This window comes from Marinococcus sp. LNHM4E3-1, assembly GCF_056034405.1.
In genome coordinates this window covers 22,819-48,004 of sequence record NZ_JBQLID010000004.1, presented here as the reverse complement: position 1 = coordinate 48,004, position 25,186 = coordinate 22,819, and the positions used below count along the sequence as shown (strand labels likewise).

The following is a 25,186-nucleotide window of genomic DNA, read 5'->3' as shown; positions in this document are numbered from 1 at the left end:
GATAGGTATAATAAGAATAAGAAATGAAATCAGAGGATTGCAGCAGAAGGGATGACGGCACGATGAAGCAACAGCACTCTGCTTCGGATACGGCATACGAAAAAATTCGGGATGCCATATTTGAGGAAAAATATGGACGCGGGGAAAAATTAACGGAAGTAAAACTGGCAGACGAACTTGGGGTCAGCCGGACACCTGTAAGGGATGCAATGCGCAAGCTTGAAGAGGAGGGCTTGATTAAAGACAAACGGGTGATTAATCCAACTATTAAAGATTTAATGAATACGTTTGATGTGCGGATACTGCTCGAAGGGTTTGCTGTCCGCCAGGCTGCCCGTTACATGGGTCCTGACCGGATAGAAGGCCTGCAGAGGTGTATAGAGACGGCAAAGCAGGGAACAACAGAGGAAATAATGGAAGCAAATAAGGAATTTCACGATATTATTGTCAGTGCGAGCAATAACGATGTACTAATTGATACCATTGAACGGATGCAGTCAGTTATTTTTTTGTTCCGGAGAACAGTGGTGTATCACCAGAGGCCGCGTCTGATTGAAGAGCACGAAGCAATACTTGAAGCGATCCGGCATCACGATGAGGACGAGGCAGAAGCGCTGATGAAGAGCCACTTAAAGAAGGACCTGGATTTCTCCGTTCATTCGTGGTGAGACCGGTGACATACTTCTACTGTCCCAATCCTGGAAATAAAAATCCCCCATGCAGACAGGGGTAATAAAAACCCATAAGCACGGAGGGAATCCGGGAAAAGCATTATTATTTATTAAAGGAGACTGGAATGACACGTTTTTCCCAATCACTTTTTTCGGCGAGCTCGAGCAGCCGGATGACTCTGCTTGCTTCAATGGCGGTCACCGGATTTTTACCATCCTCCTGGATGGCCTGGGCGATCCTTTCGTAATAGGATTCGTACGATCCCTGATGCGTAGGGATTTTTTCAGTGCCTCCATACGCATCGGTATACGTCCCGTAGTAAGTTTCGTCTTCCAGGCCCCATCCCTGATCCCCGGGTGTTTTCCCGTTAATCAGCATATCCTCCTGGGGATCAAAGCCGTATTTTACAAAGCTGCCTTTCGTTCCATGCACAATATATCTCGGAACTTCTCCGACAGCAAGAAAGCTGGATTGTAAAATAACCCGCTGGTTCGGATACCCAAGAATCGCATGAAAATAATCGGTATTATTCGTTTTCGGACGCTGCATTTCAAGGTCAGCGAAAATGGTTTCCGGCATACCGAACAGTTCAAGCGCCTGATCAATGAAATGGGCTCCTAAATCAAACCAGCTTCCCGAGCCTGGCAGGTCCTGCTCACGCCAGAGCCCCTCCACCTCCGGAGCATAGTCGTTCCACGTACCCTGAAAGGTGTGAACGTCGCCAAGCGCCCCTACTTCCAGCAAGGAACGGATCGTCAAAAAATCACCGTCCCAGCGGCGATTGTGATATACGCTTAAAACGACATCATTTGCTTCGGCGAGCTCTGTCAGCTCTACGGCTTCCTCATATGTAGGAACAAATGGTTTTTCCAAAACAACATGCTTGCCGTTTTCAATTGCAGCTTTAGCCAGAGGGTAATGCGTCGTGTTTGGGCTCGTAATGACCACAAGATCAATATCCTCCCGCCGGCAGGCTTCCTCTGCTTCAGTGGTAACTTCAACATCCGGAAGCCGTTCATGTACTTTTTCCGGACTCGAGGATGAAACGAGACGGATGTTAAAGTGATCGCTTTTTTCAATAATAGGTGTATGAAACACAGACCCTGAAAAACCAAAAGCGATAATAGCAGTATTGATTGGCTGCATGACTGACGACCTCCTCAAAAGTTGTTAATAAACTTTTCCCCCGGGACCGGAAAAGGAAACGTCTCCATCATAGAAAAAAGCGGCAGGACGACTGCCGCTTTAAAGTGTTTTGCATTAACATGCTATTTCCATTTCGGCTGATCAAAAAATTTCGGACGGTATTTTGCGATAACAAACAGAATAATAACGGTAATAATGGTTTGCGGAATTAAATACGAAGCGTTGTAAAGTGCCGAATACGCTACCACAGGTGTACCTTCCGGAGCGTAGCTTCCAAACCAGATAACGCCTGAGACAAAATGGTCGATATAGCGAAGCAGTGCCCCGAAAACAATACCGATAAGCATCAGGAGATAAGGAATCCGTTCCCGGAATACAGCATGTGTCGTAAAAATCGCAGCAAATCCGAGCACCGTGTAAGCGATCGGGTATTCAAGAACGAGCTGAACAGGGTGAACGATAGTTGCGCCCTGCAGAAGCTGGAGCATTCCTGCCAAAAACCCTGTGGCAAGTCCCGCTTTCCATCCGCGGCGAAAAGCCATTAGAAAAATAGGAACCATAATAAAAGAAATCGAACCGCCGGCGAGCCACGGTCCGCCGAATTCAAGAAATCCTAAAATAAAAGAGAGAGCAGCCATGAATGCTGTTTCTATCATAATTGCTAAACGTTTACCCCTCTCCAACGATGAACACCTCCCTGGAATTTACCGATACTATCTTAGCATAATAGGAAAAAGAAAGAAACGCCAAGGAGAGGGGTTTGTCTGATATAATATGAAAAGAAGGAAGAAACAGGGAGAGGATTGCATGGATACATCGACAGATATGCTGAGAGAGTATTTAAAGGGCAGCGGAGCCGCCTGTACGGTTACCCTGCTGTTATTTATATTTTATACAATTATACTGGGGGAGGTGCAGCTTTTTCCCAATCTGGCTTTTCTTTTAGCGGTATGCACGTACCTTGGTTCGATTGTCGGAGTGCTTCTTCTTAAGCTCGTAGAGCCGTATCAGTATCATATTCTGTATCCAATTCTGGGTACGTTTTTTTTCGGTTTTCTTGGCATTTTTTACGGCGTATCGATTATCTACGCCTATCAGCTCGATGGCTTTTTCGTCATTGTGACGATGGCGTCCTCCATGTCATTTTTTATTACCCAGTTTGTGCAGGCACAGACCGTTGCCTGGATCATGGCAGGCTCCGGTCCGTTTTTTCTGGCGGTCATCATGTTTTCAAACCAATTAGCCCGTTCGCTTGGGCAGTGAAGGAGGAAAAGCAGTGAATTATCATGGCAGACAGTTTGCAGGTATAGAGAACAGCGCAGGCGGAGAGGTATCAGGGCAGACTGTTTTTTATTACGAGCAGGAGGGATCAGTGCTTCGGGCCCGCTATTCGGGTGGTGAAGTCGTTTCCGGTGTTCTAATTGGAAAAGTGTATGCAAATGGAGATCCGGAATTCCGCTACAATCATGTAAACGAGGACTGGAGCCTCCGGGGCGGCAGGTGCTATTCGGTTCCGGAAGTGCTGGAAGACGGGAGAATCCGCCTGCATGAACATTGGCAGTGGCAGGATGAAAGCAGTGAGAAGGGGACATCTATCGTAGAGGAATTAAAAAGCGACACGGTTTAAAATGCTGGCATTGGAGGAAAAGTATGTTCAACTACGCATCATACAAAGGAGACTTTCAGCATGGAACATACTTCAATTGCCGGCACGAATCTTCGCCCGTCCCGCATAGGGCTCGGAACGTGGGCTATTGGCGGCACGCAGTGGGGCGGTACAGATGAAAAACAGTCGATTGAAACGATACATGCAGCACTTGATAAAGGCATCACCCTTGTGGATACTGCTCCTGCTTACGGGTTCGGAGAATCAGAAAAAATTGTCGGAAAAGCGTTAAAACATGATAATAAACGGCAAAACGTTGTACTTTCGAGCAAGTGCGGCATGAACTGGAACGATGAAGGTGCCTTCCGGGACGGTACGGCTGCCCGGATCCACCGGGAAATTGATGATTCCCTGCAGCGGCTTCAGACTGACCATATCGATATTTATCATGTGCACTGGCCGGATCCTAAAGCAGATATGGCCGAAACGGCAGGAGCCATGAAGGAAGTGCTCGATGCTGGTAAAATCCGTGCAATAGCGGTCAGTAATTTCACTGTGGAGCAGCTCGAAGAATTTCAAAAAACGGCACCGGTTCACGTTATACAGCCGCCGTATAACATTTTTGAACGGGGCATCGAAAAAGACATTCTGCCTTATGCTGAAAAGCAGGGAATTTCCACGCTGCTGTATGGTTCACTGTGCCGCGGGCTGTTAAGCGGCAAAATGACGGAAAATACGACATTTGAAGGTGATGATCTCCGCAACGGGGATCCAAAGTTTCAGGCAGACCGTTTTCCACAGTATATTGCGGCGGTAAATGAACTCGATCAATACGTGAAAAATAAATATGACAAGCGCGTGATTCATTTAGCTGTCCGCTGGGTGCTGGACCAGCCGGGTACAAGCACAGCCCTTTGGGGCGGCCGCCGCCCGGATCAGATGAACGGCATTGAGGAAATTATGAACTGGCAGCTCGATCAGACGGATATGAAAGCCGTGAACGAAATTGTAAATAAGCATGTAAAAGACCCGGTTGGACCTGAATTCATGGCCCCGCCGACCAGATAAAGAAATAAAAATGCTGCGCTAAGCGCGGTATTTTTTTATGAAATAAAGGATGCTGGAGAGAGATCAGCGAATAGTTATACATAAATGAAAAAGTCTGCGTGCGCTAGAGGTGCTTTACAGCATTTGGATCTGTTTGTTTAATCGTGTCAACATCGCTCCTGTCGTATTTGTATTTTCCTTTAATTGTGTTCGTGCAGGAATCCCCATAAAATAAAGATGTAAGCGAATACTAAAAATGAACGGTCCATACTTCATCAAGAAATCATTTCATTATTGTCATCAATATATTTGGACCAAAAAAGGGGGAACCACAATGAGTGCATCAACAGAAAATGCACCGCAGAAGAAAAGCATCCGTTCAAGAATTCAAAAGTTCGGAAGCTTTTTAAGCAGCATGATCATGCCGAATATCGGTGCTTTTATTGCATGGGGACTGATTACGGCATTATTTATCGAATCCGGCTGGCTGCCGAACGAAACTCTGGCAACACTGGTAGACCCGATGATCATTTACCTGCTTCCGCTTTTAATTGGTTATACGGGCGGAAAGATTGTCCATGACGTTCGCGGCGGGGTCGTTGGCGCAGTCGCCACAATAGGCGTTGTGGCCGGTGCTGACATTCCAATGTTCCTCGGAGCTATGGCAATGGGGCCGCTCGGCGGTATTGCCGTTAAAGGATTCGACAGACTGGTTGAAGGGAAAATCCGCCAGGGCTTTGAAATGCTCGTAAACAACTTTTCCGCAGGAATTATCGGCTTCATTCTGGCTATCTTCGGCCTTCTTGCCATCGGGCCGATCGTGGAATGGTTAACGAACGTTTTAAGCGGAGCGGTGGACTTTCTGGTCAACACAGGCCTGCTGCCGTTAACGAGTATTATTATTGAACCGGCGAAGGTGCTGTTTTTAAACAACGCTATTAACCACGGAGTTCTTAGTCCTATCGCAGCAGAACAGGTTGCTTCCGCCGGAAAATCAATTCTGTATCTGCTCGAGCCAAACCCAGGTCCCGGTGTAGGGATTCTGCTTGCATTTGCAATATTTGGCACAGGAATTTCGAAAGCTTCCGCTCCGGGCGCCATGATTATTCAATTCCTGGGCGGTATTCATGAAATTTACTTCCCGTATGTATTGTCAAAACCTCTCACAATTCTTGCAGCTATCGCAGGCGGCATGACCGGGGTATTCACGTTCTCCCTGTTCAACGTTGGCCTTACAAGCGTTCCGTCACCAGGAAGTATTTTCCCGGTACTCGGCCTTGCAGCCCCTGGAGATTTCATTGGAGTCTTACTGGGCGTAGTGCTTTCAGCTGCCGTATCCTTTATTATCGCTTCCCTGATTCTAAAGTTCAGCTCCAATGAAGGAGAAACACTTGAAGAATCCACAGCGAAGATGGAAAGCATGAAAGGGAAGAAAAGCTCTGCAGCTTCTGCGCTTCATTCCAATGCAGGTACGGCTGAAGCAGACACCGGTGCTTATTTGGATAAAGACGTTAACAAAATTGTCTTTGCCTGCGATGCCGGTATGGGCTCAAGCGCCATGGGCGCATCGGTGATGAAGGACAAGGTGAAAAAGGCCGGGCTCGATATCAGCGTGACAAACACGTCGATTTCGAACATTCCGGATGACGCGGACCTGATCATTACGCACAAGGATTTAACCGAACGGGCACGGCAGAAACGGCCGGACGCAGAACATGTTTCGGTGGAAAACTTCCTCGGCAGCGACAAGTACGACGAAGTGGTTGAAGATCTGAAGCAGAAAAAAGGTGTGGAAGAAAGCTCTTCTGCTGGAACAGCGGCAGCGGCAAAGCCGCCGGTTAACAAAATCATTTTTGCCTGCGATGCCGGTATGGGCTCAAGTGCCATGGGAGCGTCGGTGATGAAGGACAAGGTGAAAAAGGCCGGACTCGATATCAGTGTATCGAACACATCTATCTCGAACATTCCGGACGACGCGGATCTGATCATTACGCACAAGGATTTAACCGAACGGGCACGGCAGAAACGGCCGGACGCAGAACATGTTTCGGTGGAAAATTTCCTCGGCAGCGACAAGTACGATGAAGTGGTTGAAGATCTAAAAACAAGAGAATAAGGAGGGAAACCGATGGAATACCTCACAGGCCGGGAGCGCGAACTACTGCTGCATCTTCTGCATCATCAGGAACTAAAGCCAGTGGCTGAAATAGCTGAAGAAATTAATGTAAGCTCCCGGACCATCCATCGGGACCTTGATAAGCTGGCAGGTTGGCTTGCCGGCGAACAGGTTGAACTCGAAAGACGGACAGGAAGCGGAGTGCGGCTTAAGGGGACGGAAGAAGATATCGAAGAAATCAAACTCCGTCTCCAGCGTCCCGCCGTTATTGAATATACGCCGGATGAACGCCGTACCCTGCTGATTTGTCTCATTCTTGAATCGGACGGCCCCGTGAAATTAACGGCGCTCGGTGCAGAATTAAAAGTAACTATAGCAACGATCAGCCAGGATTTGGATAAACTCAAAGACTGGCTTGAGCTATTTTCACTAACACTTGTGAGACGCAGAGGCTACGGGGTGGAAGTGCAGGGAGCGGAAGCAGCTAAACGACGGGCGATGAGCAGCCTGATTGCAGAAAATGTGGAAGAAAAGGAGCTGCTCAGCTCGATCCGCCACCACATTTACGAGCGAAATGTGCAGACTGAACAGGGCCGGGTAGCTGAACGTCTGCTCGATATGGTTGGAGAAAACCACTGGTCGACGGTGGAGCAGGTGCTTTCAAACATGCAGGATCAGCTTCCGAAGAATTTTGCCGACAGTGCTTATATCGGACTGATCGTCCATTTAACTTTAGCGATTGAGCGGATCTCTGTAGGAGAAAGCATAGATATTAATGCGAACTACATGGAGAACCTGCGTGACACAAAAGAGTTCGCGATTGCAGAGGCCATCATTCGAAAGCTTGAGCGTGTGCTTGAACTGTCCATTCCTGAGGCGGAAATTGGCTATATTACAATGCATCTGCGGGGGGCAAAGCTCCGGACGCCGGTGGAAAACCAGCTGGAGGTGGATCACCTCCCGGTAGCCTTAAAAGCAAAAGCGCTGATTCGCGAGATGGAAAAATTAACGGGAGAACCGCTTGAGAAAAACCATTCCCTGTATGAAGGGCTGGTTGCCCATCTCGAGCCGGCATTGTACCGGCTTAGTGAAAACATGAGAATCCATAATCCACTGATGGAATCTATTAAAGAAAATTATGCTGATTTGTTCGCAAATCTTCGTCAGGCAGCGGACACCGTATTTACGGAAAGCTATCTTCCGGATGCCGAGGTTGGTTTTCTGGTCCTGCATTTCGGAACGGCAATAGAGCGGGAAGAGGCTGCCGCTCCCCTGCATGCGCTTGTCGTATGCTCGAGCGGCATCGGCTCCTCGAAGCTGCTTGAAAGCCGGCTGCGAAAAGAAATTCCCGTGCTCGGAGATCTCGAAAATGTGAGTCTGCTCGATCTCGAGGAAATGAATATGGATGGCTACGATTTAATTATCTCTACGATCCCCCTGGATCCGCAGCCGCTTCCACATTTAGTGGTTCATCCTTTTCTAAATGAAGAAGATACGAGAGCAATCCTTCGGTCAGCGGACTCGATCTACCGTCAGCAGAGCAGAGCCGGGGTGTCAGTGAAGCGGAAGGAAGCACATGAAACAACGCTCAGTTTATATGAAATACAGCTTTGCGTAGATTTAACCGTACAGATGTATCACCGCTTTTATATGAGAAAAGTAGAGGGCGGACAGAACGCAGAACAGGCAGTTCATTGGATCATGGACGAGCTGAAGAAAGAAAATATCGTACAGGATGCGGGAAGTATCGCAGAAGAAATCTGGGAAAAGCAGGCGAAGGGCTTTGCGATTCCCGAAACCAATGTGGCATTATTTCATACAAGAAGCGCTCTGGTGAGTGAACCGTCTCTGACGCTGTGGGAGCTCGAAGCACCACAGGCGCTGACAGCCATGGATGGTAAAACAACGGACGTTGACCGTGTTTTGGTCATGCTTGCACCGGAACAGGAACGAAAAGAAGTATTTGAGCTGATGAGTACCATCAGTGAAGAGATGCTGATGAACCCCGATCGGCTGGATGTCCTCAGGAGTGGGGAAGAAAATGACATTCAAAAGCATATTGATGAAGTTTTTCGGGAATGGTTGAAACGGAAAATAAATTAAGGAGAAGGAGAGAAATCATATGACTAAACCAGTACTGCAGCAGGAAAATGTAAAATTGAACGTATCGCTCGGAGGAAAGGAAGAAGCCATCCGTGAAGCGGGAGGCGTTCTTGTCGATAATGGATATGTGCAGCAAAACTACATTGACAGTATGCTCGAGCGCGAAAAAGTAACATCGACCTTCATGGGGAACGGCGTTGCGATTCCGCACGGTACGGAAGACTCGCGCGAATGGGTGGACCATTCCGGTTTGTCAGTCATTCAGGTGCCGGACGGGGTGGACTTTGACGGCAACAATGTACGAATTCTGATAGGTATTGCTGGCAAAGGCGATGAACATCTGAACATTTTATCGAAGATTGCGATTGTATGCTCCGATGAAGATAACATTGAGAAAATGGTCCAGGCTTCATCCAAAGAAGAGCTGCTCGAGGTGATTGGTGAGGTTGAACTCTCATGATAGCAGTACAAATAGGCGCTGGTAACATTGGCCGTGGCTTTATTGGGCAGGTGCTCTCTGATGCCGGGTATGAGCTGTATTTTGCAGATGTAAATGATACTTTGATCGATCAGCTGAAGGCCGAAGGGGAATATGTGGTAGAGCTCGCCGAAGACGGTGCTTCTGCGCAAACCATTTCGGGAGTTCAGGCTTTTCACAGTGCGAAAGAGGAAGAGGCTCTCGTACAGAAGCTGGCGGAAGCGGATTTGATTACAACGGCCGTCGGGCCGGCAGTATTAAAGCATGTAGCTCCCGTTATTGCAAAAGCATTAAAACAAAAAGCTGCTGAAGGGCACGCCAGCCCGGTTAATATTATAGCCTGCGAAAATATGGTGGCCGGAACGGCGGAATTGAAAAAATATATCTGGGAGCAGCTGACGGAGGAAGAAAAAGCAGAAGCCGCTAATTTTGCCGGATTTGCCAATGCTGCAGTAGACCGCATTGTTCCGAACCAGCCTGAGGGCCAGGGACTGAAGGTGGTCGTCGAGCCATTTTTGGAATGGGCGGTGGAAGCCCCTTCGCTGAAGGGAAAAACTCCGGATATACCAGCGGTTACGTATGTGGATGACCTGACCCCGTATATTGAGCGGAAGCTGTTTACGGTAAATACCGGCCATGCAGCCCTTGCTTATGTCGGTTTTTTATACGGGTGTGAAACGACGAAGGAAGCGATGGATCACCCGGAGGTGGCTGGTGCATTTGAAGCGGCGATTCGGGAAACTGGCCGCCTGCTGCAAATTAAGCATGGCTTCGGTGAAAAAGAACAGAACGAGTACCAGGCAAAAATCAAAGGAAGATTTTCAAACGAATATCTTTCCGATCCCGTGACCCGGGTAGGCCGCGGGCCGATCCGGAAGCTTGGTCCGAAGGATCGTTTAGTCCGTCCTGCGGTGGAGCTGCAGGAAGCAGGGGAACGCCCGGAAGCACTGGCTTTTGTTATCGCCGCCGCTCTTCAGTTTAACGTAACTGAAGACGGGGAGGCCGTAGAGCTTCAGAACACGATCGACCGGGAAGGGTACAAAGGAGCTTTAAGCCATTACGCTGAGCTTCCTGCTCATCACCCGCTGGTCGAATTGGTAGCCGGATATCTTCCGGAACAATAACAGTAAATAAAGAAGCAGAAGCGTCCGATCAGGCGCCTCTGCTTCTTTAATTTATATGGGCCAATCTCCTCCAGAGCATCCACCGCTAATCAGGTTTCCTGCGCTTTTCCTGATCCAGCTCCGGAAACCAGCGGCGGCGTGCTCTTCAGAGCTTCGCCAAAGGGAAAAAGCCCCTTTGGGCAAATCTCCTCCAGAGCATCCACCGCTGCTCAGGTTTCCTGCGCTTTTCCGGTTAACAGCAGGCGGATATCATTTTCGCTTAGCGTGTTCAGGCTGTTCTGTTCATCAGTGATGACCTGGTCATACAGGTGTCGTTTTTCCTCCTGCATGTGCTGAATTTTTTCTTCGATGGTTTCATGAGTGATAAGCCGGATTACCTGAACTGTCTTAGTCTGGCCGAGACGGTGGGCGCGGTCAGCTGCCTGCATTTCCACCGCCGGATTCCACCATAGGTCATACAGTACTACGGTGTCCGCTCCGGTAAGGTTAAGACCGGTGCCGCCAGCGCGCAATGAAATCAAGAAGACGTCCGGGCCTTCTTCTTCGTTGAAGGTTTCAGCAAGTCGTACCCGTTCCTCTCCTGGAGTGCTCCCATCAAGATAATAGTAATCGATGCCTTCTTCTGCCAGACGGTTTTTAATAAGAGCCAGCATAGAAGTGAACTGGGAAAAAACGAGTACCCGCTGGCCGTTGGCCGTGCCCTCATGAAGGATACGCACGAGTTCTTCAAGCTTTCCGGATGAGCTTTGATATTCGGGCTCCACAAGCGAAGGGTGGCAGCAGATCTGGCGCAGGCGGGTTAAAAGGGAAAGAAGGTGCATCCGGTTGGAGTCCGCTCCTTCTTCAAGGAGAGCGCCTGCCTCCTGCTGCACGTTCTGCAGCGTTTTTTTGTATATGTCCGCCTGACTCGTTAACAGATCACAGTAAGTGGTCGTTTCAACCTTTTCAGGGAGCTCCTGGAGCACTTCTTTTTTCGTGCGGCGCATAATAAAAGGAGATGCTCTGTCTCTCACCTCTTCGGGACTCCAGGAAGAAAACAGCTTTTTGTTTGGAAAGAGCCCGGGCATCACGACGCTGAATATCGATCTCAGCTCATCAAGCCTGTTTTCCACCGGGGTACCGCTCAGCGCAAAGCAGTATTTACTCCGGAGCTGCTTTACGGCCTTTGCTGTTTTAGATCCGGCATTTTTGACCGCCTGGGCCTCATCGAGCAGAATGCCGCGGAAAAATGTTTCTCCGTACCATTCAACGTCCCGGCGGATCAGAGGATAGGAGGTGATGAAAATATCGCTCTGCTGCTGGATCAGCTGCTCCCGTTCTTTTTTGCTTCCGGAAACAACTGTGGTGTTTAAAGATGGAAAAAAGCGTTCCGTTTCTTTTTTCCAATTATATAAAAGTGAGGAGGGAGCGATAATAACAAATGGTTCTCCTCCGGGGTTCTCTTTGCATTCTGTCGCAATAAAGCCCAGCGCCTGCAGCGTTTTTCCAAGGCCCATGTCGTCTGCCAGAATGCCGCCAAAGCGGTAGGCGGCCAGCTGCTTCATCCACTGGATCCCTTCACGCTGATACGTCCGCAGCTTTACGCCGGCCGGCTCGGCAAGTAATTTATGGTTTTCAGCAGCCCGCCGGATGTTTTCAAGCATGTCATCGACCTCAAGGGTCGTCTGCCAGCGGGGAGTGCCGGAAAGGTGTTTATCCAGATTGAACGCCTGATGGGCCGGATAACGCACTGCACCGCCTTCTTTGGACTGGTCCGGCTTCGGCATTTGCTGTAGGGCGCGGGCGAGGCGCTGCAGCAGCTCATCATCGAGAGGCAGGTACCGGTCGTCATCTGTTTTATAGAAGTCCTGTCCTTCCTGGATTGCCTTCCAGACCCCGGGTGTTTCTAAAGCGTCTGTTACAGACGAGGCAAGCGACAGCTCCATCCATCCCTCATCGGCATGAATGTCAGAAAGTAACGACAGGCTGTCCCCTGGAATAAGCATATTTTCAACTTCTTCACTCATGAAGATGTCCATATAAGGCCGCAGCGCTGCCAGCTCCTTCGATAAAAAACCAATAATATTTTTTGGGGAAGAAAGGACGAAACGGTCATTTTCCTGAAGGAATCCTTTCTTTTGCAGCCGTTGGAGCTGCAGGTGTTCCTGCTGCCGGTCCCGGGGCATAAGATAAGAATCTTCGACAGACGGCACAGGGTCCGGCCGGAAGGCACTGTACTCTTTAAATCCGTAACGGTAAATTAACTCTCCGGTAATTTTACCTCCGGTACCTTTTGAAAGGTAAAGGGCTGTCTGCAGCGGCTCTATGTGAAGATTTTCCTCCAGCTTCTCATTCATTTCCAGGCAGTGGTGATTCATTAACGGAGCGCCCCAGTGTAAAAAGGTATCGAGAAACTCCTGTCGGGAAAAAACGAGGCGCTGCCCTTCTGCCTGTATGAGCATTCGCTGGGCGGCAGCTGCGGTTCGCGCCAGTTCCTTTTCCGGGCAGTACAGCTGTCCGTTCCACAAACAATATATGCTCTCGCTGATAAAAGACGGCGTTTCCTGTTGTGGGGTGGAGAAAATCAGCGTATCCGATTCCTTTTCATAACTGAGAAAAAAAGAATACGGCCAATTGTCTTTCACGTTCCAGGGCCTTTCACCGTATGTATCTGTGATATAGGCATTCGGGCAGAGGTCGAGCAGGCTGAAAAGCTTTTCGACTGCATAAGGCGGCACCGCGATTTCCCTCTTCGTTCCGCTTCTTGCTATCCACTGCTCCTGAAAGGAAGACCCCGATTCCTCATGCCGAAGCACAGAAGCAAGCAGCTGAAGGACATGAAGATCTTCCTCTGAAAAATAGTGGGAGACAGGATCAAATGTTAAAGAAGGAGCCAGGCGGAAGGGGGTCTCGTTTTTCATTGCTTCAATAAACTGATAAATGTTTTTCACAGCGTATCGCTGGTTTTCTCCAATCTTCACCTGGACGACTGGAAATAAAACGTCGGGCCTCCGGTTATCCACAGGAAAAGATAGTAAAAAATCAGCATGTATCTGCGTGCCTATGTCCTCCACCTTTGACTGAAAGGGCGAAAAGTATTCCAGGAACTGATCTTTCACTGTATCTTTTCCGGCCGATGCAGCTGAAACAGGCGAAGCCGGAGGGCTGGTGAAGGCAGGAGCTTCGAGCAGCAGGGCAACAAGATGGCGGCATGGAGCAGACGAGGAATGATAAAAACGGTCGCAGGAACAGTACATTTCCTGAATGGTATGGCTCCCGTCAACGGCAATAAAAACGTCTTCCGGAAAAGGAGTGTCCTTTACGACTGCTTCCACATGCCGGGTCTGCATCAGGGTTTCTTCTGTCATATGGGCGATTTTATATAAATCATACAGGCGTTTGCCTTCTAAATATGTAGTTTCATCGGTCATCTGGCGTATAGCGTCCGGAACAAATAAAGCCAATCCTCATCCTCCTTGCAACGCTGGAAATACTATCTTCCGTACGTTTTCCATGCCCGTATTTTAGCATATTACTCCTGAAATAAGGGAATAAAAGTACATACAATAACGATTGCAAAAGGTATAATATAAAGAAAGAGATAGTCGGAAGGAGAGGTTCTTATGGATATCAGGCAGCTGATTCATGAAGCGAAGCAGGAGGCATGGGCGTTCTTTGCCCATACAGATCCCGCACATGACTATTGGCACACTGAGCGGGTGGCGGCGCTTGCAGGGGACATCGCTGAAAAAGAAGGGGCCGACCCTGATGTATGTATTCTCGCAGCCTGGCTTCATGACATAGGGGATGAAAAGCTTCTCGAAGAGGGGGAAGACGGAGAAGAAAAAATCATGCGCTGGCTTGAGCAAAATGAAGCCGATGAAGAATTGAAGCATCATATTATGCAGATTATTTCTTCGATTTCCTTCCGGCACCATAAAGAACGGGCACCGGAGACTCTGGAAGGAAAAGTAGTGCAGGATGCGGACCGCCTGGATGCCCTCGGTGCGATCGGGATTGCCCGTACATTTGCATATACTGGACACATCCATCAGCCGCTTCATGATCCGCGTCCGGAGTACCGGAACGAACGGAACAGCGCGATTCAGCACTTTTTCGATAAACTGCTGAGGCTGAAAGGAATGATGAATACAGATACGGGCCTATCGATCGCTACAAAACGCCAGCGGTTTATGGTCAGTTATCTGGAGGAGTTTTACAGTGAATGGGAAAGAAAGGCATAAAAATGGGGCTGTCCGGTCATCCGGGCAGCCCTTTCTATATTTATCAGGATGACGGTGCGTTTGTGACATATTCCAAAATTTCTTCGGGACGTTCGAAACGCAGCGTCGGTGACGTATTTTCCGGGTGGACTGCACCCCAGCCGGCTAAACCGAAAGCAGTGCCTGCTTTTTCGGCACTTTCACTGTCATGCTGCGTGTCCCCAATATAAATGGTGTTGGAGGCCTCTGCTCCGCTTTTTTCCATGAATGCCCGGAGCGGTTCTGGAGAAGGCTTATGATGGGTAGTGTCGTCGGCACTGATAATGTAAGAAGCAAACTGCTGCAGGCCAAAGGGTTTCATTTCATGGTCAAATGCCTCGCGTGTTTTGGAGGTAACGATTCCGACCTGGTAGCCCTGAATGTTAAGTCCTTCGAGCAGCTCCTGGATGCCGGGGAATATATCAATCAAAAACCGGTTGTCCTCGAGGTATGCGCTCCATTTTTCCTGTACCGTGCGGCGTTCGTCATCCTGCAGACCCAGCCGGTTTAAGACGTCTGCCTCCGGCATGCCAAGAAGCGGACGCAGATTTTCATTCTCAATAACTTCTCCCGTGGTTTCCTCCACAGCGCGCCTCAGTGATTTAATAATGGCGTCCTCTGTATTAATAAGCGTTCCGTCTACATCAAAAACAAAAGTACCGTACATATTGACTCCTCCTAATAGATATCTCGATACTTGGTTTTCCCGAGTTTTCCGTTTTTCAATCAGGGAAAAAAGCCCGGTATGAGAGAGCGTTTACATTAAAAACTTTCATGTAATCTATTGAAAAATTGATGTGATATGCTACACTTTGATGGTTCGTGACGTTGGTTTTCATACAGATGAAAGCCTGAAAAAAGAAAGCATGTGAGGCGCGCAACAGGCCGGAATGCCCGCATGCACCAAGGATAAAGAGTATAAAAAAAGAGAGGAGAAAAAAGGTTTGGATTTTTCAAAACTGAAAATGGAGTGGCTCGGAAATATTAGGGGTGACGTGCTGGCAGGAATTGTAGTAGCACTTGCGCTGATTCCGGAAGCAATCGCATTTTCCATCGTGGCAGGTGTAGACCCTCAAGTAGGGCTTTATGCTTCTTTCAGCATGGCGGTAATGATTGCGATTGTGGGAGGACGACCGGGTATGATTTCAGCCGCTACAGGGGCGATGGCATTATTGATGGTCACCCTGGTGGCTGAGCATGGACTGCAGTATCTGCTCGCAGCAACAATTTTGACTGGTATTATCCAATTAATCGTAGGCTTCAGCGGCCTTGCCCGCTGGATGAAGTTTATTCCCAGATCGGTAATGGTGGGCTTCGTCAACGCCCTGGCGATTATGATTTTCACCTCCCAATTAGAGTACTTCCAGGGTAACGGTTACTGGCCGTTTATATTGGCAGGGATTACTCTTATTATTATCTATTTATTTCCGAAGCTTACAGGAGCTGTGCCTTCCACATTAGTAGCAATCATTATTGTAAGTTTAGTTGCTGTATTTGGAGGCATCAATGCTCAGACAGTTGGAGATATGGGGACCCTTCCATCATCTTTGCCGGTATTTTTATTTCCTGATATCCCGCTAAACTTTGAAACGCTTCTGATTATCCTTCCATACGCCTTATCGCTTTCTGTCGTAGGTTTGCTTGAGTCATTGCTGACCGCTACAATTGTCGATGATATGACGGATACGGAAAGTGATAAAAATACGGAGTCCCGCGGTCAGGGAATCGCCAACGTGGTGACTGGCTTCTTTGGCGGCATGGCTTCGTGTGCTATGCTTGGCCAGTCTGTCATTAACGTTAAATCCGGTGGTACAGGCAGGCTTTCTGCCTTCACCGCCGGGGTTGTACTGCTTTTTCTGATAATTGTCCTTCAAAGTCTGGTAGTGCAGATTCCAATGGCGGCATTAGCAGGAGTCATGATCATGGTATCGATCAGTACATTTGACTGGGGCTCCCTGCCGACTATAGCCAAAGCGCCGAAAACGGACTCGACAGTTATGATTCTCGTAGTAGTTACAGTCGTTTATACGCATAACCTTGCGATCGGCGTAGTGGCCGGAGTTATTTTGAGTGCTATTTTCTTCGCGGCTAAAATTTCAAAGGTTCACGTGAGTAAAACTGTTAAGGATGAAACCACACGGGTGTACCATGTGGACGGGCCATTGTTTTTCGCTTCGGTAACTGACTTTGTGAAGAGCTTTGATTACAAAGAGAAATTCGATAGAGTGGAAATTGATTTATCACGAACCCACCTTTGGGATGACTCGGCGGTCGAAGCGATTGAAAAAGTCAGACTGAAGTTTAAACAGGAAGGCACCAAAGTACACTTTACAAGTATTAACGAGGAAAGCTCGGAATTAATGCGCAAGCTTGAAGGAATGTCTTCCGGACATTAAGAAGTAAGTACAGGAGAAAGAATTGTTAATGGAGAGGGGAATGTCTGTGTACCAAAAAGTGTTACTCGCAGCAGATGGGTCCGACCATGCCCGCCGTGCTTCAGGGCATGCGGTAAAGCTATTAAAAAATGTGCCGGACGGGCATTTGGACGTCATTTATATTATTGATAAGGATCAGTCCAAATCGGACGTGCTGCATTACGGAAACAAAGAAATTATTCAGATGAAGCGCCGGGAGCAGCTTGAAGATCTCGAAAACGACCTGAAAGAAGCAGGTATTTCTTACGAGGTTCATATTGAACACGGCGAGCCTGGGCCGACCATCGTATCTTTCGCAAATAGCGGAGCGTATGACTGCCTTGTGATCGGGAGCCGGGGACTTAACCAGCTGCAGACGATGGTGCTTGGCAGCGTGAGCCACAAAGTGGTAAAGCGCGTGCAATGTCCGGTGCTTGTTGTAAAATAAAACCGCCTGCTGTGGCAAAAGCCGCAGCAGACGGTTTTTTTATTGAATGTTTTTAGCGCGGCTCTGCTTTTCGTTTCGTGGAAGAGAGTACGTAGTCATATACAGCCTGAGCGACTCCGTGATCATCATTATGGCTCGTCTCTTCATCGGCGAGCAGTTTTACATCCTGTTCGGAATTTTCCATAGCGATAGCAGTATCAGCGTAGCGGAACATGGATACGTCGTTAAAGTTGTCACCGATCGCAAACGTAACTGCATCCTCCCACCCTGCCTGAATGCGCAGGTGATGGAGACCGGCTCCTTTTTCGGTATTTGGGTGCATAAATTCCAGGTTGTCCCGGCCTGAGGACGTAATGGAAACGTCCTGGCGGATTTTCCACGCGCTTCGGACAGCAGCAAGCTTATCCTCGAGCGGGGAAAGCATCAAAAATTTGTAAATATGCACGTCTTCGCCCTCAATCTCTTCGAGGGAGCGGAGCTGGTGCATATGAAAGCGCCCCGTATTGTATTCCTCCTTGCGCTTGAATTCTGCCATACGATCCTCATAATCGTTCTCTTCTTTTGCGAACACATGGGCGTCCTCCATAAAATACTGCCAGCCCTTCGGCATATAAAACATGCCTTTGTTCGTGTAAACATGAAAATAAACGCCAAAGTCTTCAAGCGACTGTACAACGCGGAGCGCTGTGTCCTTTTCCATTACGTTTTCATACACGACGGATCGCCCCTGGTTTACGATTGCTCCGTTCAGCGAAACGATGCCATCAGCTTCAAGGCCGGCATCCTCGAGCAGATGCTCCACGTCTTCAATGCCCCTGCCGGTTGCAATGACGAGCTTATGTCCTTCCACCCGCATCCGTTTTAATGCTTTGGCATTCTGTTCAGATATATATTTTTTTGAATGGAGAAGAGTGCCGTCCATATCAATTGCTACTACATTCATTCCCGTCACCTCTTATGTAACGCCCGTGGCGTCCGAATTATACATTCAGAATAACATGAATTGACAAACGGAAGTTAATAATAGTTGACGAAATGGTCCGAAGAAGCTATACTCCATAATTGGAAGAAAAACTGACAAACAAAAATGACTCGTATAATCGGACGAACTGGGTCCGATGTTTCTACCGGGAGCCGATTTTCCCGACTACGTGTCTCTGCGTGATCCTTCACGCGGGGGCACTTTTTTATGGTTAAAAATCATATACGGGAAGATAAAGGAGAATGAATGATGCTAAAAAAATTGTTTCAGCTGGAGGACCATCAGACGACAGTAAAAAAAGAATGGACGGCAGGCTTAACGTCCTTCTTTACCATTGCTTATATATTAATTGTTAATCCGGCTATTTTATCTGATACAGGAATGCCGTACGAATTTGCCCTTCTCGCTACGGCACTCGTGACAGCCTTCGGGTGTCTGCTCATCGGGCTGTGGGGTAATGCCCCGATCATTTTGACTCCGGGCATGGGAGTAAACGCCTTTTTCGCGTATACGCTTGTGATTGGAATGGGCTGGACATGGCAGCAGGGACTTGCGATTGTCCTTCTTTCAGGCGTGTTGTTTTTAATAACGGCGTTGACACCGATTGCAGGAAAGCTGGCAAAAGCGGTGCCGCTGTCGCTCAAGCAGGGCATTACAGTCGGTATCGGGGTATTTTTAACCTTTATCGGCCTGCAGAAGGGCGGGCTCGTGCAGGGAGATGCGGAAACTTTTGTGGCTCTTGGCAATCTGGCAGATCCAGCTGCGATGCTGACGCTTTTTGGTCTTTTAATCATGCTGATGCTTGTCGTCCGTAAAGTGAAGGGTGCTTTTCTTATTGGCATTGCGGTTATTTCTATTGCCGCAGGACTGTTTGGGATCAGCAGCGGCAGCGCAGGAGAAACGGCGGAAACTACCGGCGCCTATGCCTCGGTATTTACTGCAGCTGACTTCTCCGCATGGTCGTCTATTCCGTTTTGGACAGCAGTCTTTTCTCTGACTATGATTATCGTGTTTGAAAGTATGGGGCTCTTACACGGCCTGCTGGAGCGTAAAGAAAAATTTGGCCGTTCCTATCAGGCAGCAGCAGTCACGGCGTTTGGCAGCGGCTTTCTCGGCACGTCGCCGACCATTCCAGCTGCAGAAAGTGCTGCGGGAGTGGCAGAAGGAGGAAAAACAGGGCTGACGGCGGTCGTAACCGGCCTGCTGTTTTTGGTGGCTCTCCTGTTCACCCCGCTCTTAGGATTTATTCCTGAAAGTGCGATTGCTCCTGTTTTAATTATTGTTGGAGGGATGATGGTGCAGGAAATCCGCCATATCTCCTTTGATGATGCCTCCGAATGGTTCCCGGCCTATCTGGTCATCGGAATCATTCCGCTCACGTACTCCATTGCCGACGGCATTGCCTTTGGCTTTATAGCCTATCCGCTTTTGAAGATGGCACTTGGAAGTCCGCGGGCCGTTTCGCCGGTCATGTACGCTATTTCGTTTCTCTTTTTCCTTCATTATGTATTTACCTACATGGTGTAATTCCCGCCTTTCGGGCGGGATTTTTTTATTGGCAGAATTGATTTAAACGCTTACGATAGATAAAGGAGATGTATACACCATAGAATTACACAAATTTTTTCGAGGAAAAGAGATCCAATACCGGGGTACGTTGCGTAAGCTGAGTACATACCTCTTTTCCCACGCATTTTGAAAAAAGGAGAAGACCTATGTCGAAGTTATCGGATAACGATTTGTATGAGCGCATACGCGAGCGCGACAGAGAAGCGCTCGAACTTCTGTATGATCGTTACGAACGGCTGCTTTATTCATTCGCCTACCGAATGACCAGGGATCAGCAAATAGCCGAAGAGATCATGCAGGATGTTTTTATGAAAATATGGCAGGGGAAGGGAAGCGCCGTCTACCAGAAAGATAAAGGGTCGCTTTCTTCCTGGCTGCTTACGATTACACGCAACGCCTCGATTGATGCCATCCGGAGAAGAAAGCCGGAAGTGGAATGGGATCCGAGGGATTCAAAAGAGGAAACGACAGGGGTGGAAGAGCAGGTGGAGCTGAAGGAAAGCAACGAAGAGCTCGAACAGGCAATCGCGCTTCTTTCAGAGGAACAACAAAAAATTGTCCGCCTGTTTTATTTTCAGGGGCTTTCCCAGCGTAAGATTGCAGAGTCCTGCGATATACCGCTCGGTACTGTTAAGGGCCGCATAAGGCTAGCCCTAAAGAAATTAAAAGAACACCTCTCCAGGGAACGGAGGGTTGATTATGGCGAGTAATAAACAAGACTGGTTGTTTGATTATATAAATGGTCTTTTGACCACAGAAGAAGAGCGGGAGTTTGAAGCCTGGCTCGAAACGGACGAGGAGACGAGACAGGAGCTTGAGGAAATGCAGGCGATTATGGGAGAGCTTCCCCAGCATATCGAACCGCAGGACCCGCCGGCCGGTATGAAAAACCGGGTTATGGAGCATGTCGTCGGAAGAGAGCCGGAAGAGAAAATCACGGCGGCAAAACCAAAAAGAAAATGGAGCGCTGTAGCAGGCGCACTGGCCGCTGTACTGCTTGCTTCCATAGGCACGAACGTTTACCTTGGCACGCAGTGGCAGCAGGCAGCTGAAGAACGCGAAGAACTCGCCGGAGACCTTGGAGAAATGCAAACGGCTCTTTCCGAGCTTGAAGATTCTTCGCAGGAAACGGGCGAAGTGATTGCGTCCCAGGAGTTTGCCGCTACAGAAAACTCCCAGGGAAGCGGAACGGTCACGCTTCTTAATACAGAGCAGCAGGGAGAAATGGCTGTACACGTAGAAGGACTCGAAAATCTTAATAATAGTGAAGTCTATCAGGTATGGATGGTTGGTGACGGTAACCAGATGGTTCCGGCCGGCTCATTTACAACCAATGAAGACGGAAGCGGTTCGCTTGTCTTCCCATCGGATGCAGTGAACGAAGATTGGAACGCCGTAGCGATTACGAGAGAACCAGAGCCGGATAATGAAGCACCTGAAGGTGAAGTAGTGCTCGAAGCTCCGTTTTCCTAAAGCTGCGAAAGGACCGGAAAAAATTTCCGGTCTTTTTTTATATGAAATTGTTTTCATACCGTGGGGGCATGGGAAATTATATCAAATGAAAATTAACAAAAAATTCACAAAATATGATCCAACTGTATATTTGTTTCGTTAGCTGACTGAAACCAAATATAAGGGGGATTCATTCATGTACATCAACTGGAAACGTACCGTCATAGCCCTGCCGTTATCTGCCGCCGTTATTATCCCGGCAGCACCGGGAGTCGCTTCAGCCGACAGTCATGACAGCCACGACGATATGGAAATGTCAGAGGAAATGATGGCTTCTGTAGCCACGCCGGCCGGGGACCTCCGGGCCCAGCTGGACCACTATCTTTCAGAGCACGCCTATCTGGCAGTAACGACGATGCAGAAGGGAGCGGACGGAGCAGATGATTTTGAAGAATCCGCCGCGGCATTAGAAGCAAATACACAGGATCTCACAAGCACTATCACATCCGTTTACGGAGAAGAAGCAGGTGCACAGTTTGAAGAAATGTGGAGCGAACACATCGGCTACTTTGTTGATTACGTGGAAGCGACAGGTGCAGAAGACGAGGAAGCAAAGCAGGAAGCGCTCGACAACCTCGGAAACTATCAGACAGAGTTTTCAGAGTTTCTTGACAGTGCTACTGAAGGCGGACTTGAAGCCGATGCAGCTGCAGAAGGTCTCGGCATGCACGTGGATCAGCTGATCGGCGCTTTTGATAGCTACGTTGCAGGCGATTACGACCAGGCCTACAGCATGTCAAGCGATGCCATTGAGCACATGTACGGAGTCAGCGAAGGCTTATCAGGTGCTATTGCCGCCCAGTTCCCGGAAGAGTATGACAACACCACCCCGGACACCCCGGCGGTTGATCTTCGTTCGGACCTGAACTTCCTGCTTTCAGAACACGCAGCGCTCGCTGTAACGACGATGCAGAAGGGTGGAGCCGGAGCAGAGGATTTTGGGGCAGCGGCAGGAATTCTGAATCAGAATACACAGGAGCTCTCTGATACAATTGCTTCCGTGTACGGGGAAGAAGCAGGAGAACAGTTTGAAGAAATGTGGAGCGAGCACATCGGCTACTTTGTTGATTATGTGGAAGCGACAGGTGCAGAAGACGAGGAAGCAAAGCAGGAAGCACTCGACAACCTCGGAAACTATCAGACAGAGTTCTCTGAATTCCTGGCAGGGGCTACCGAAGGTGAACTGGAAGCAGAAGGACTTTCTGAAGGTCTCGGCATGCACGTGGATCAGCTGATCGGAGCTTTTGACAGCTATACAATGGGAGAGTACGACAGTGCCTATGAAGATACACGCGAAGCTTACGGCCATATGTTCGGCGTGAGTGAAGGTCTTTCCGGCGCCATTGTAGCTCAGTATCCGGAGAATTTTGAAGAAAGCTCTTCTGACGAAGCAATGCCGGAAGAAATGCCTCAGACCGGCCTTGGCGGCTCAGAGCAGAATGTGAGCCCATGGGGAATTGCTGCCGGCAGCATGGCGCTCATTCTTGCAGGGATTGCTGTAACGAAACGTCGCCGCGAAGAAGCGTAGTATTTATTTTTAAAAAGGCTGTCCTGCAGAGGGCAGTCTTTTTGTGTGCAGGCGATAAACATGGTATGTATGAGATACTGATAAAAGGGAAAAGAAAAAGCATGGAATAAGCACAAATGAAGGGAGAAATTGAAGCAGATGAATTGGAAAATAATCGCAGCCACGGGAACGATGCTTATCGCTGCAGGATGCTCCGGAGATTCAGAGGAAGGCGGGACGTCCTGGGAGGAAGAGGATTGGGAGGATATTGAGGAAGAAGCCGCTGGAACGACCGTGGAATTACATATGTGGGGCGGGGACCAGGGAACCAACGAATACATAGATGAATGGGTGGCCCCGCGTCTGGAGGAGCAGTATGACATTACGCTGAACCGGAATCCAATTGAAACCGAAGATGCGCTGCAAAATCTTTATTCTGAAAAAGAAGCGGGCACAGAAGAAGGGACGATGGATATCGTCTGGCTGAACGGGGAGAATTTCCGCAACGCAAAGGAAAACGAGCTTTTATACGGTTCCTTTGCAGACGCTCTCCCTAACGTTGAAAATCATATTGATATGGAAGCCGATACAAACGCGTATGATTTCGGTACGCCGGTTGAAGGGATGGAAGTGCCGTGGGGGTCGGTACAGTTTACCTTTATGTATGATACGGAAAAGGTTGAGACGCCTCCGGACAGTATTGAAGAGCTGGCTGCATGGGTGAAGGAGAATCCGGGGGAGTTTACGTATCCGGAAGCGACCGATTTTACTGGTAACGCGTTTCTGCGTCATTTTATTTATAACAATGTCGAAGCCGAACAGGTTATTGAACAGGGCTATGATGAAGAATGGATCGATGAGCAAAGCGGCAGTATGTGGGAGACCCTGCGGGAAATGGAGCCGGATTTATGGAGAAACGGAGAGACATATCCATCGTCGCTCAGCCAGCTGGACCGGCTGTACCGGGACGGCGAAGTGTCTATGACCATGGGCTACAATGAAGCTCGGGCGGAAAGCCTGATCCAGGACGGCACGTTTCCGGAAACAACAGACACGTTTGTATTTGATAACAATTCGATAGGGAACACCCATTATCTGTCTATACCTTTTAACAGCACTAATGTACCGGGAGCGATGGCTGCGATTAATTACCTGGTGTCTCCGGAAGCCCAGCTGCAGAAACAGGCGCCGTCAATGTGGGGGGACAGCACCGTTCTTGATCTGGATACGCTCTCCGGGGAGATGCGCCAGAAGTTTATTGAACAGGACCGCGGGGATTCCGTGCTGGATACGGAAGTGCTGAACAACGCCTATCAGCCGGAAATGGATGCGGGCTATGTAGAGTGGACCGAAGACCGGTGGGAAAATGAAATTGTTCAAAGGTAAAAGCATGATAGTTATGCTTTTGCCGGCTCTTCTCGTTACGGCAGGGCTTTCATTTTACGCGGTCGCAGTACTGTGGACGCGGCTGGGCGCAGAAGGACGTCCGTTAGTCATCCTTAATGAGATAGCTTCGCTGCCTGCTTTTTGGGAAAGCCTCAGCTTCAGTTTCGGAGTGACGGCCGTTTCCACCGTGCTTTCTTTAGGGATCGGAGTGATCGCATCTAAATTATTGTTTGGTAAAAAGCGGAGTGCCGGAGCTGGTTCGCTGTTCTGGGTCCCGATGGCTGTCCCCCATTTTGTGGGGGCTTATCTTGTCATCTGGTTTTTTTCGCAAAGCGGATGGGCAGCCTCTCTGACGCAGCAGATGGGCTGGATCGACAATAGAACAGAGTTCCCTATCCTGACAAATGATACTGGCGGCATCGGTATTATTTTATCCTACGTATGGAAAGAGGTGCCTTTCGTGGTGCTGATGACAGCACCGGTATACCTTGAGATGAACAATTCGGTAAAACATGCAGTGGCGACGCTTGGCGGTGGGCCGTTCCGTCAATTTAAAGACGCGGAATGGCCTTATTTAAAAGCAGTAACCCTGGAAACAGGAGTAATTCTGTTTGCGTTTGTTTTCGGTGCCTTTGAAGTGCCGGGGCTGGTAGGGGCAACCCGCCCGGAAATGATTGGTGTTACTATTTTTGAATGGTACAGCGGCGGAAACTGGGAGGAGCGCCCCTATGCCTACGCGGTATCGGCCTGGATCGGCGTGATATTCATTACTCTCAGCGCACTTCTGATGTGGTATACCCGCCGGCTGCGTATACGGATATGGAGGGGGGAGTAG

General features: G+C 48.9%; 22 protein-coding genes and 1 riboswitch. Of the genes, 17 read left to right on the top strand and 5 right to left on the bottom strand.

Going from position 1 to position 25,186, the window contains the following annotated elements; all coding sequences use genetic code 11:
* Positions 1 to 62 precede the first annotated feature (62 nt).
* Positions 63 to 668 carry a GntR family transcriptional regulator gene (locus tag ACTRXI_RS05395; protein WP_474261436.1) on the top strand — a complete coding sequence of 202 codons (606 nt, stop codon included), beginning with the start codon at positions 63 to 65 and terminating at the stop codon, positions 666 to 668.
* A gap of 106 nt (positions 669 to 774) precedes the next feature.
* On the opposite strand, the gene ACTRXI_RS05390 is transcribed toward ACTRXI_RS05395, so the two are convergent.
* Positions 775 to 1,818 carry an oxidoreductase gene (locus ACTRXI_RS05390; protein ID WP_474261435.1) on the bottom strand — a complete coding sequence of 348 codons (1,044 nt, stop codon included), beginning with the start codon at positions 1,816 to 1,818 and terminating at the stop codon, positions 775 to 777.
* A gap of 122 nt (positions 1,819 to 1,940) precedes the next feature.
* Positions 1,941 to 2,501: an energy-coupled thiamine transporter ThiT gene (thiT, locus tag ACTRXI_RS05385; RefSeq protein WP_244897352.1), complete on the bottom strand. Its 561-nt coding sequence runs from the start codon at positions 2,499 to 2,501 to the stop codon at positions 1,941 to 1,943.
* 124 nt (positions 2,502 to 2,625) lie between these two features.
* Here thiT and ACTRXI_RS05380 point away from each other — a divergent pair, with 124 nt between their 5' ends.
* The 7 genes from ACTRXI_RS05380 (at position 2,626) to ACTRXI_RS05350 (ending at position 10,292) form a co-directional block, all read left to right on the top strand.
* Positions 2,626 to 3,081: a hypothetical protein gene (locus tag ACTRXI_RS05380; RefSeq protein WP_474261434.1), complete on the top strand. Its 456-nt coding sequence runs from the start codon at positions 2,626 to 2,628 to the stop codon at positions 3,079 to 3,081.
* Positions 3,082 to 3,094: 13 nt separating this feature from the next.
* Positions 3,095 to 3,445 carry an avidin-fold protein gene (locus ACTRXI_RS05375; RefSeq protein ID WP_474261433.1) on the top strand — a complete coding sequence of 117 codons (351 nt, stop codon included), beginning with the start codon at positions 3,095 to 3,097 and terminating at the stop codon, positions 3,443 to 3,445.
* A 60-nt stretch (positions 3,446 to 3,505) separates the two neighbouring features.
* On the top strand, positions 3,506 to 4,492 hold the full coding sequence (locus ACTRXI_RS05370) for an aldo/keto reductase (protein WP_474261432.1): 987 nt from the start codon (positions 3,506 to 3,508) through the stop codon (positions 4,490 to 4,492).
* Positions 4,493 to 4,805: 313 nt separating this feature from the next.
* Positions 4,806 to 6,587, top strand: coding sequence for a PTS mannitol transporter subunit IIBC (locus ACTRXI_RS05365; RefSeq protein WP_474261431.1), 1,782 nt, complete (start codon positions 4,806 to 4,808; stop codon positions 6,585 to 6,587).
* Between the two features lie 12 nt (positions 6,588 to 6,599).
* Positions 6,600 to 8,690, top strand: coding sequence for a BglG family transcription antiterminator (locus ACTRXI_RS05360; protein WP_474261430.1), 2,091 nt, complete (start codon positions 6,600 to 6,602; stop codon positions 8,688 to 8,690).
* Between the two features lie 19 nt (positions 8,691 to 8,709).
* Positions 8,710 to 9,150, top strand: coding sequence for a PTS mannitol transporter subunit IIA (locus tag ACTRXI_RS05355; protein WP_322527037.1), 441 nt, complete (start codon positions 8,710 to 8,712; stop codon positions 9,148 to 9,150).
* Complete coding sequence (locus tag ACTRXI_RS05350; protein ID WP_474261429.1) at positions 9,147 to 10,292, top strand: mannitol-1-phosphate 5-dehydrogenase; 1,146 nt, start codon at positions 9,147 to 9,149, stop codon at positions 10,290 to 10,292. The genes ACTRXI_RS05355 and ACTRXI_RS05350 overlap by 4 nt, the downstream gene beginning before the upstream one ends.
* Before the next feature lie 209 nt (positions 10,293 to 10,501).
* Here the strand turns inward: ACTRXI_RS05350 and ACTRXI_RS05345 are convergent, their stop codons facing one another.
* On the bottom strand, positions 10,502 to 13,735 hold the full coding sequence (locus ACTRXI_RS05345; RefSeq protein ID WP_474261428.1) for a DEAD/DEAH box helicase: 3,234 nt from the start codon (positions 13,733 to 13,735) through the stop codon (positions 10,502 to 10,504).
* Between the two features lie 159 nt (positions 13,736 to 13,894).
* Here ACTRXI_RS05345 and ACTRXI_RS05340 point away from each other — a divergent pair, with 159 nt between their 5' ends.
* The gene (locus tag ACTRXI_RS05340) at positions 13,895 to 14,515 is read left to right on the top strand and encodes an HD domain-containing protein (protein WP_474261427.1); all 621 of its coding nucleotides are present in this window, start codon (positions 13,895 to 13,897) and stop codon (positions 14,513 to 14,515) included.
* Positions 14,516 to 14,558: 43 nt separating this feature from the next.
* Here ACTRXI_RS05340 and ACTRXI_RS05335 read toward each other — a convergent pair whose 3' ends face one another.
* Complete coding sequence (locus ACTRXI_RS05335) at positions 14,559 to 15,200, bottom strand: HAD family hydrolase (RefSeq protein ID WP_474261426.1); 642 nt, start codon at positions 15,198 to 15,200, stop codon at positions 14,559 to 14,561.
* A gap of 277 nt (positions 15,201 to 15,477) precedes the next feature.
* Here ACTRXI_RS05335 and ACTRXI_RS05330 point away from each other — a divergent pair, with 277 nt between their 5' ends.
* Together ACTRXI_RS05330 and ACTRXI_RS05325 are read left to right on the top strand one after the other, a co-directional pair.
* Complete coding sequence (locus tag ACTRXI_RS05330) at positions 15,478 to 16,929, top strand: SulP family inorganic anion transporter (protein WP_474261425.1); 1,452 nt, start codon at positions 15,478 to 15,480, stop codon at positions 16,927 to 16,929.
* A gap of 46 nt (positions 16,930 to 16,975) precedes the next feature.
* A complete protein-coding gene (locus ACTRXI_RS05325; protein ID WP_322527031.1) occupies positions 16,976 to 17,395 on the top strand; it encodes a universal stress protein in 420 nt (139 codons plus the stop codon).
* Between the two features lie 52 nt (positions 17,396 to 17,447).
* Here ACTRXI_RS05325 and ACTRXI_RS05320 read toward each other — a convergent pair whose 3' ends face one another.
* Positions 17,448 to 18,338: a Cof-type HAD-IIB family hydrolase gene (locus tag ACTRXI_RS05320; protein WP_474261424.1), complete on the bottom strand. Its 891-nt coding sequence runs from the start codon at positions 18,336 to 18,338 to the stop codon at positions 17,448 to 17,450.
* A gap of 129 nt (positions 18,339 to 18,467) precedes the next feature.
* Positions 18,468 to 18,565, top strand: a riboswitch (purine riboswitch).
* Positions 18,566 to 18,626: 61 nt separating this feature from the next.
* On the opposite strand from ACTRXI_RS05320, the gene ACTRXI_RS05315 reads away from it, so the two are divergent.
* The 6 genes from ACTRXI_RS05315 (at position 18,627) to ACTRXI_RS05290 (ending at position 25,186) form a co-directional block, all read left to right on the top strand.
* Positions 18,627 to 19,904: an NCS2 family permease gene (locus ACTRXI_RS05315; RefSeq protein WP_474261422.1), complete on the top strand. Its 1,278-nt coding sequence runs from the start codon at positions 18,627 to 18,629 to the stop codon at positions 19,902 to 19,904.
* Positions 19,905 to 20,092: 188 nt separating this feature from the next.
* Positions 20,093 to 20,656 (top strand): RNA polymerase sigma factor, encoded by a 564-nt coding sequence (locus ACTRXI_RS05310; RefSeq protein WP_474261421.1) that lies wholly within the window; start codon positions 20,093 to 20,095, stop codon positions 20,654 to 20,656.
* Positions 20,646 to 21,419, top strand: coding sequence for an anti-sigma factor (locus ACTRXI_RS05305; RefSeq protein WP_474261420.1), 774 nt, complete (start codon positions 20,646 to 20,648; stop codon positions 21,417 to 21,419). The genes ACTRXI_RS05310 and ACTRXI_RS05305 overlap by 11 nt, the downstream gene beginning before the upstream one ends.
* A gap of 175 nt (positions 21,420 to 21,594) precedes the next feature.
* Positions 21,595 to 22,986: a copper amine oxidase gene (locus ACTRXI_RS05300; RefSeq protein WP_474261419.1), complete on the top strand. Its 1,392-nt coding sequence runs from the start codon at positions 21,595 to 21,597 to the stop codon at positions 22,984 to 22,986.
* Positions 22,987 to 23,124: 138 nt separating this feature from the next.
* Positions 23,125 to 24,351, top strand: a complete 1,227-nt coding sequence (locus tag ACTRXI_RS05295) for an ABC transporter substrate-binding protein (protein ID WP_474261418.1) — start codon at positions 23,125 to 23,127, stop codon at positions 24,349 to 24,351.
* Positions 24,332 to 25,186, top strand: a complete 855-nt coding sequence (locus ACTRXI_RS05290; RefSeq protein WP_474261417.1) for an ABC transporter permease — start codon at positions 24,332 to 24,334, stop codon at positions 25,184 to 25,186. Before ACTRXI_RS05295 ends, ACTRXI_RS05290 begins: the two co-directional genes overlap by 20 nt.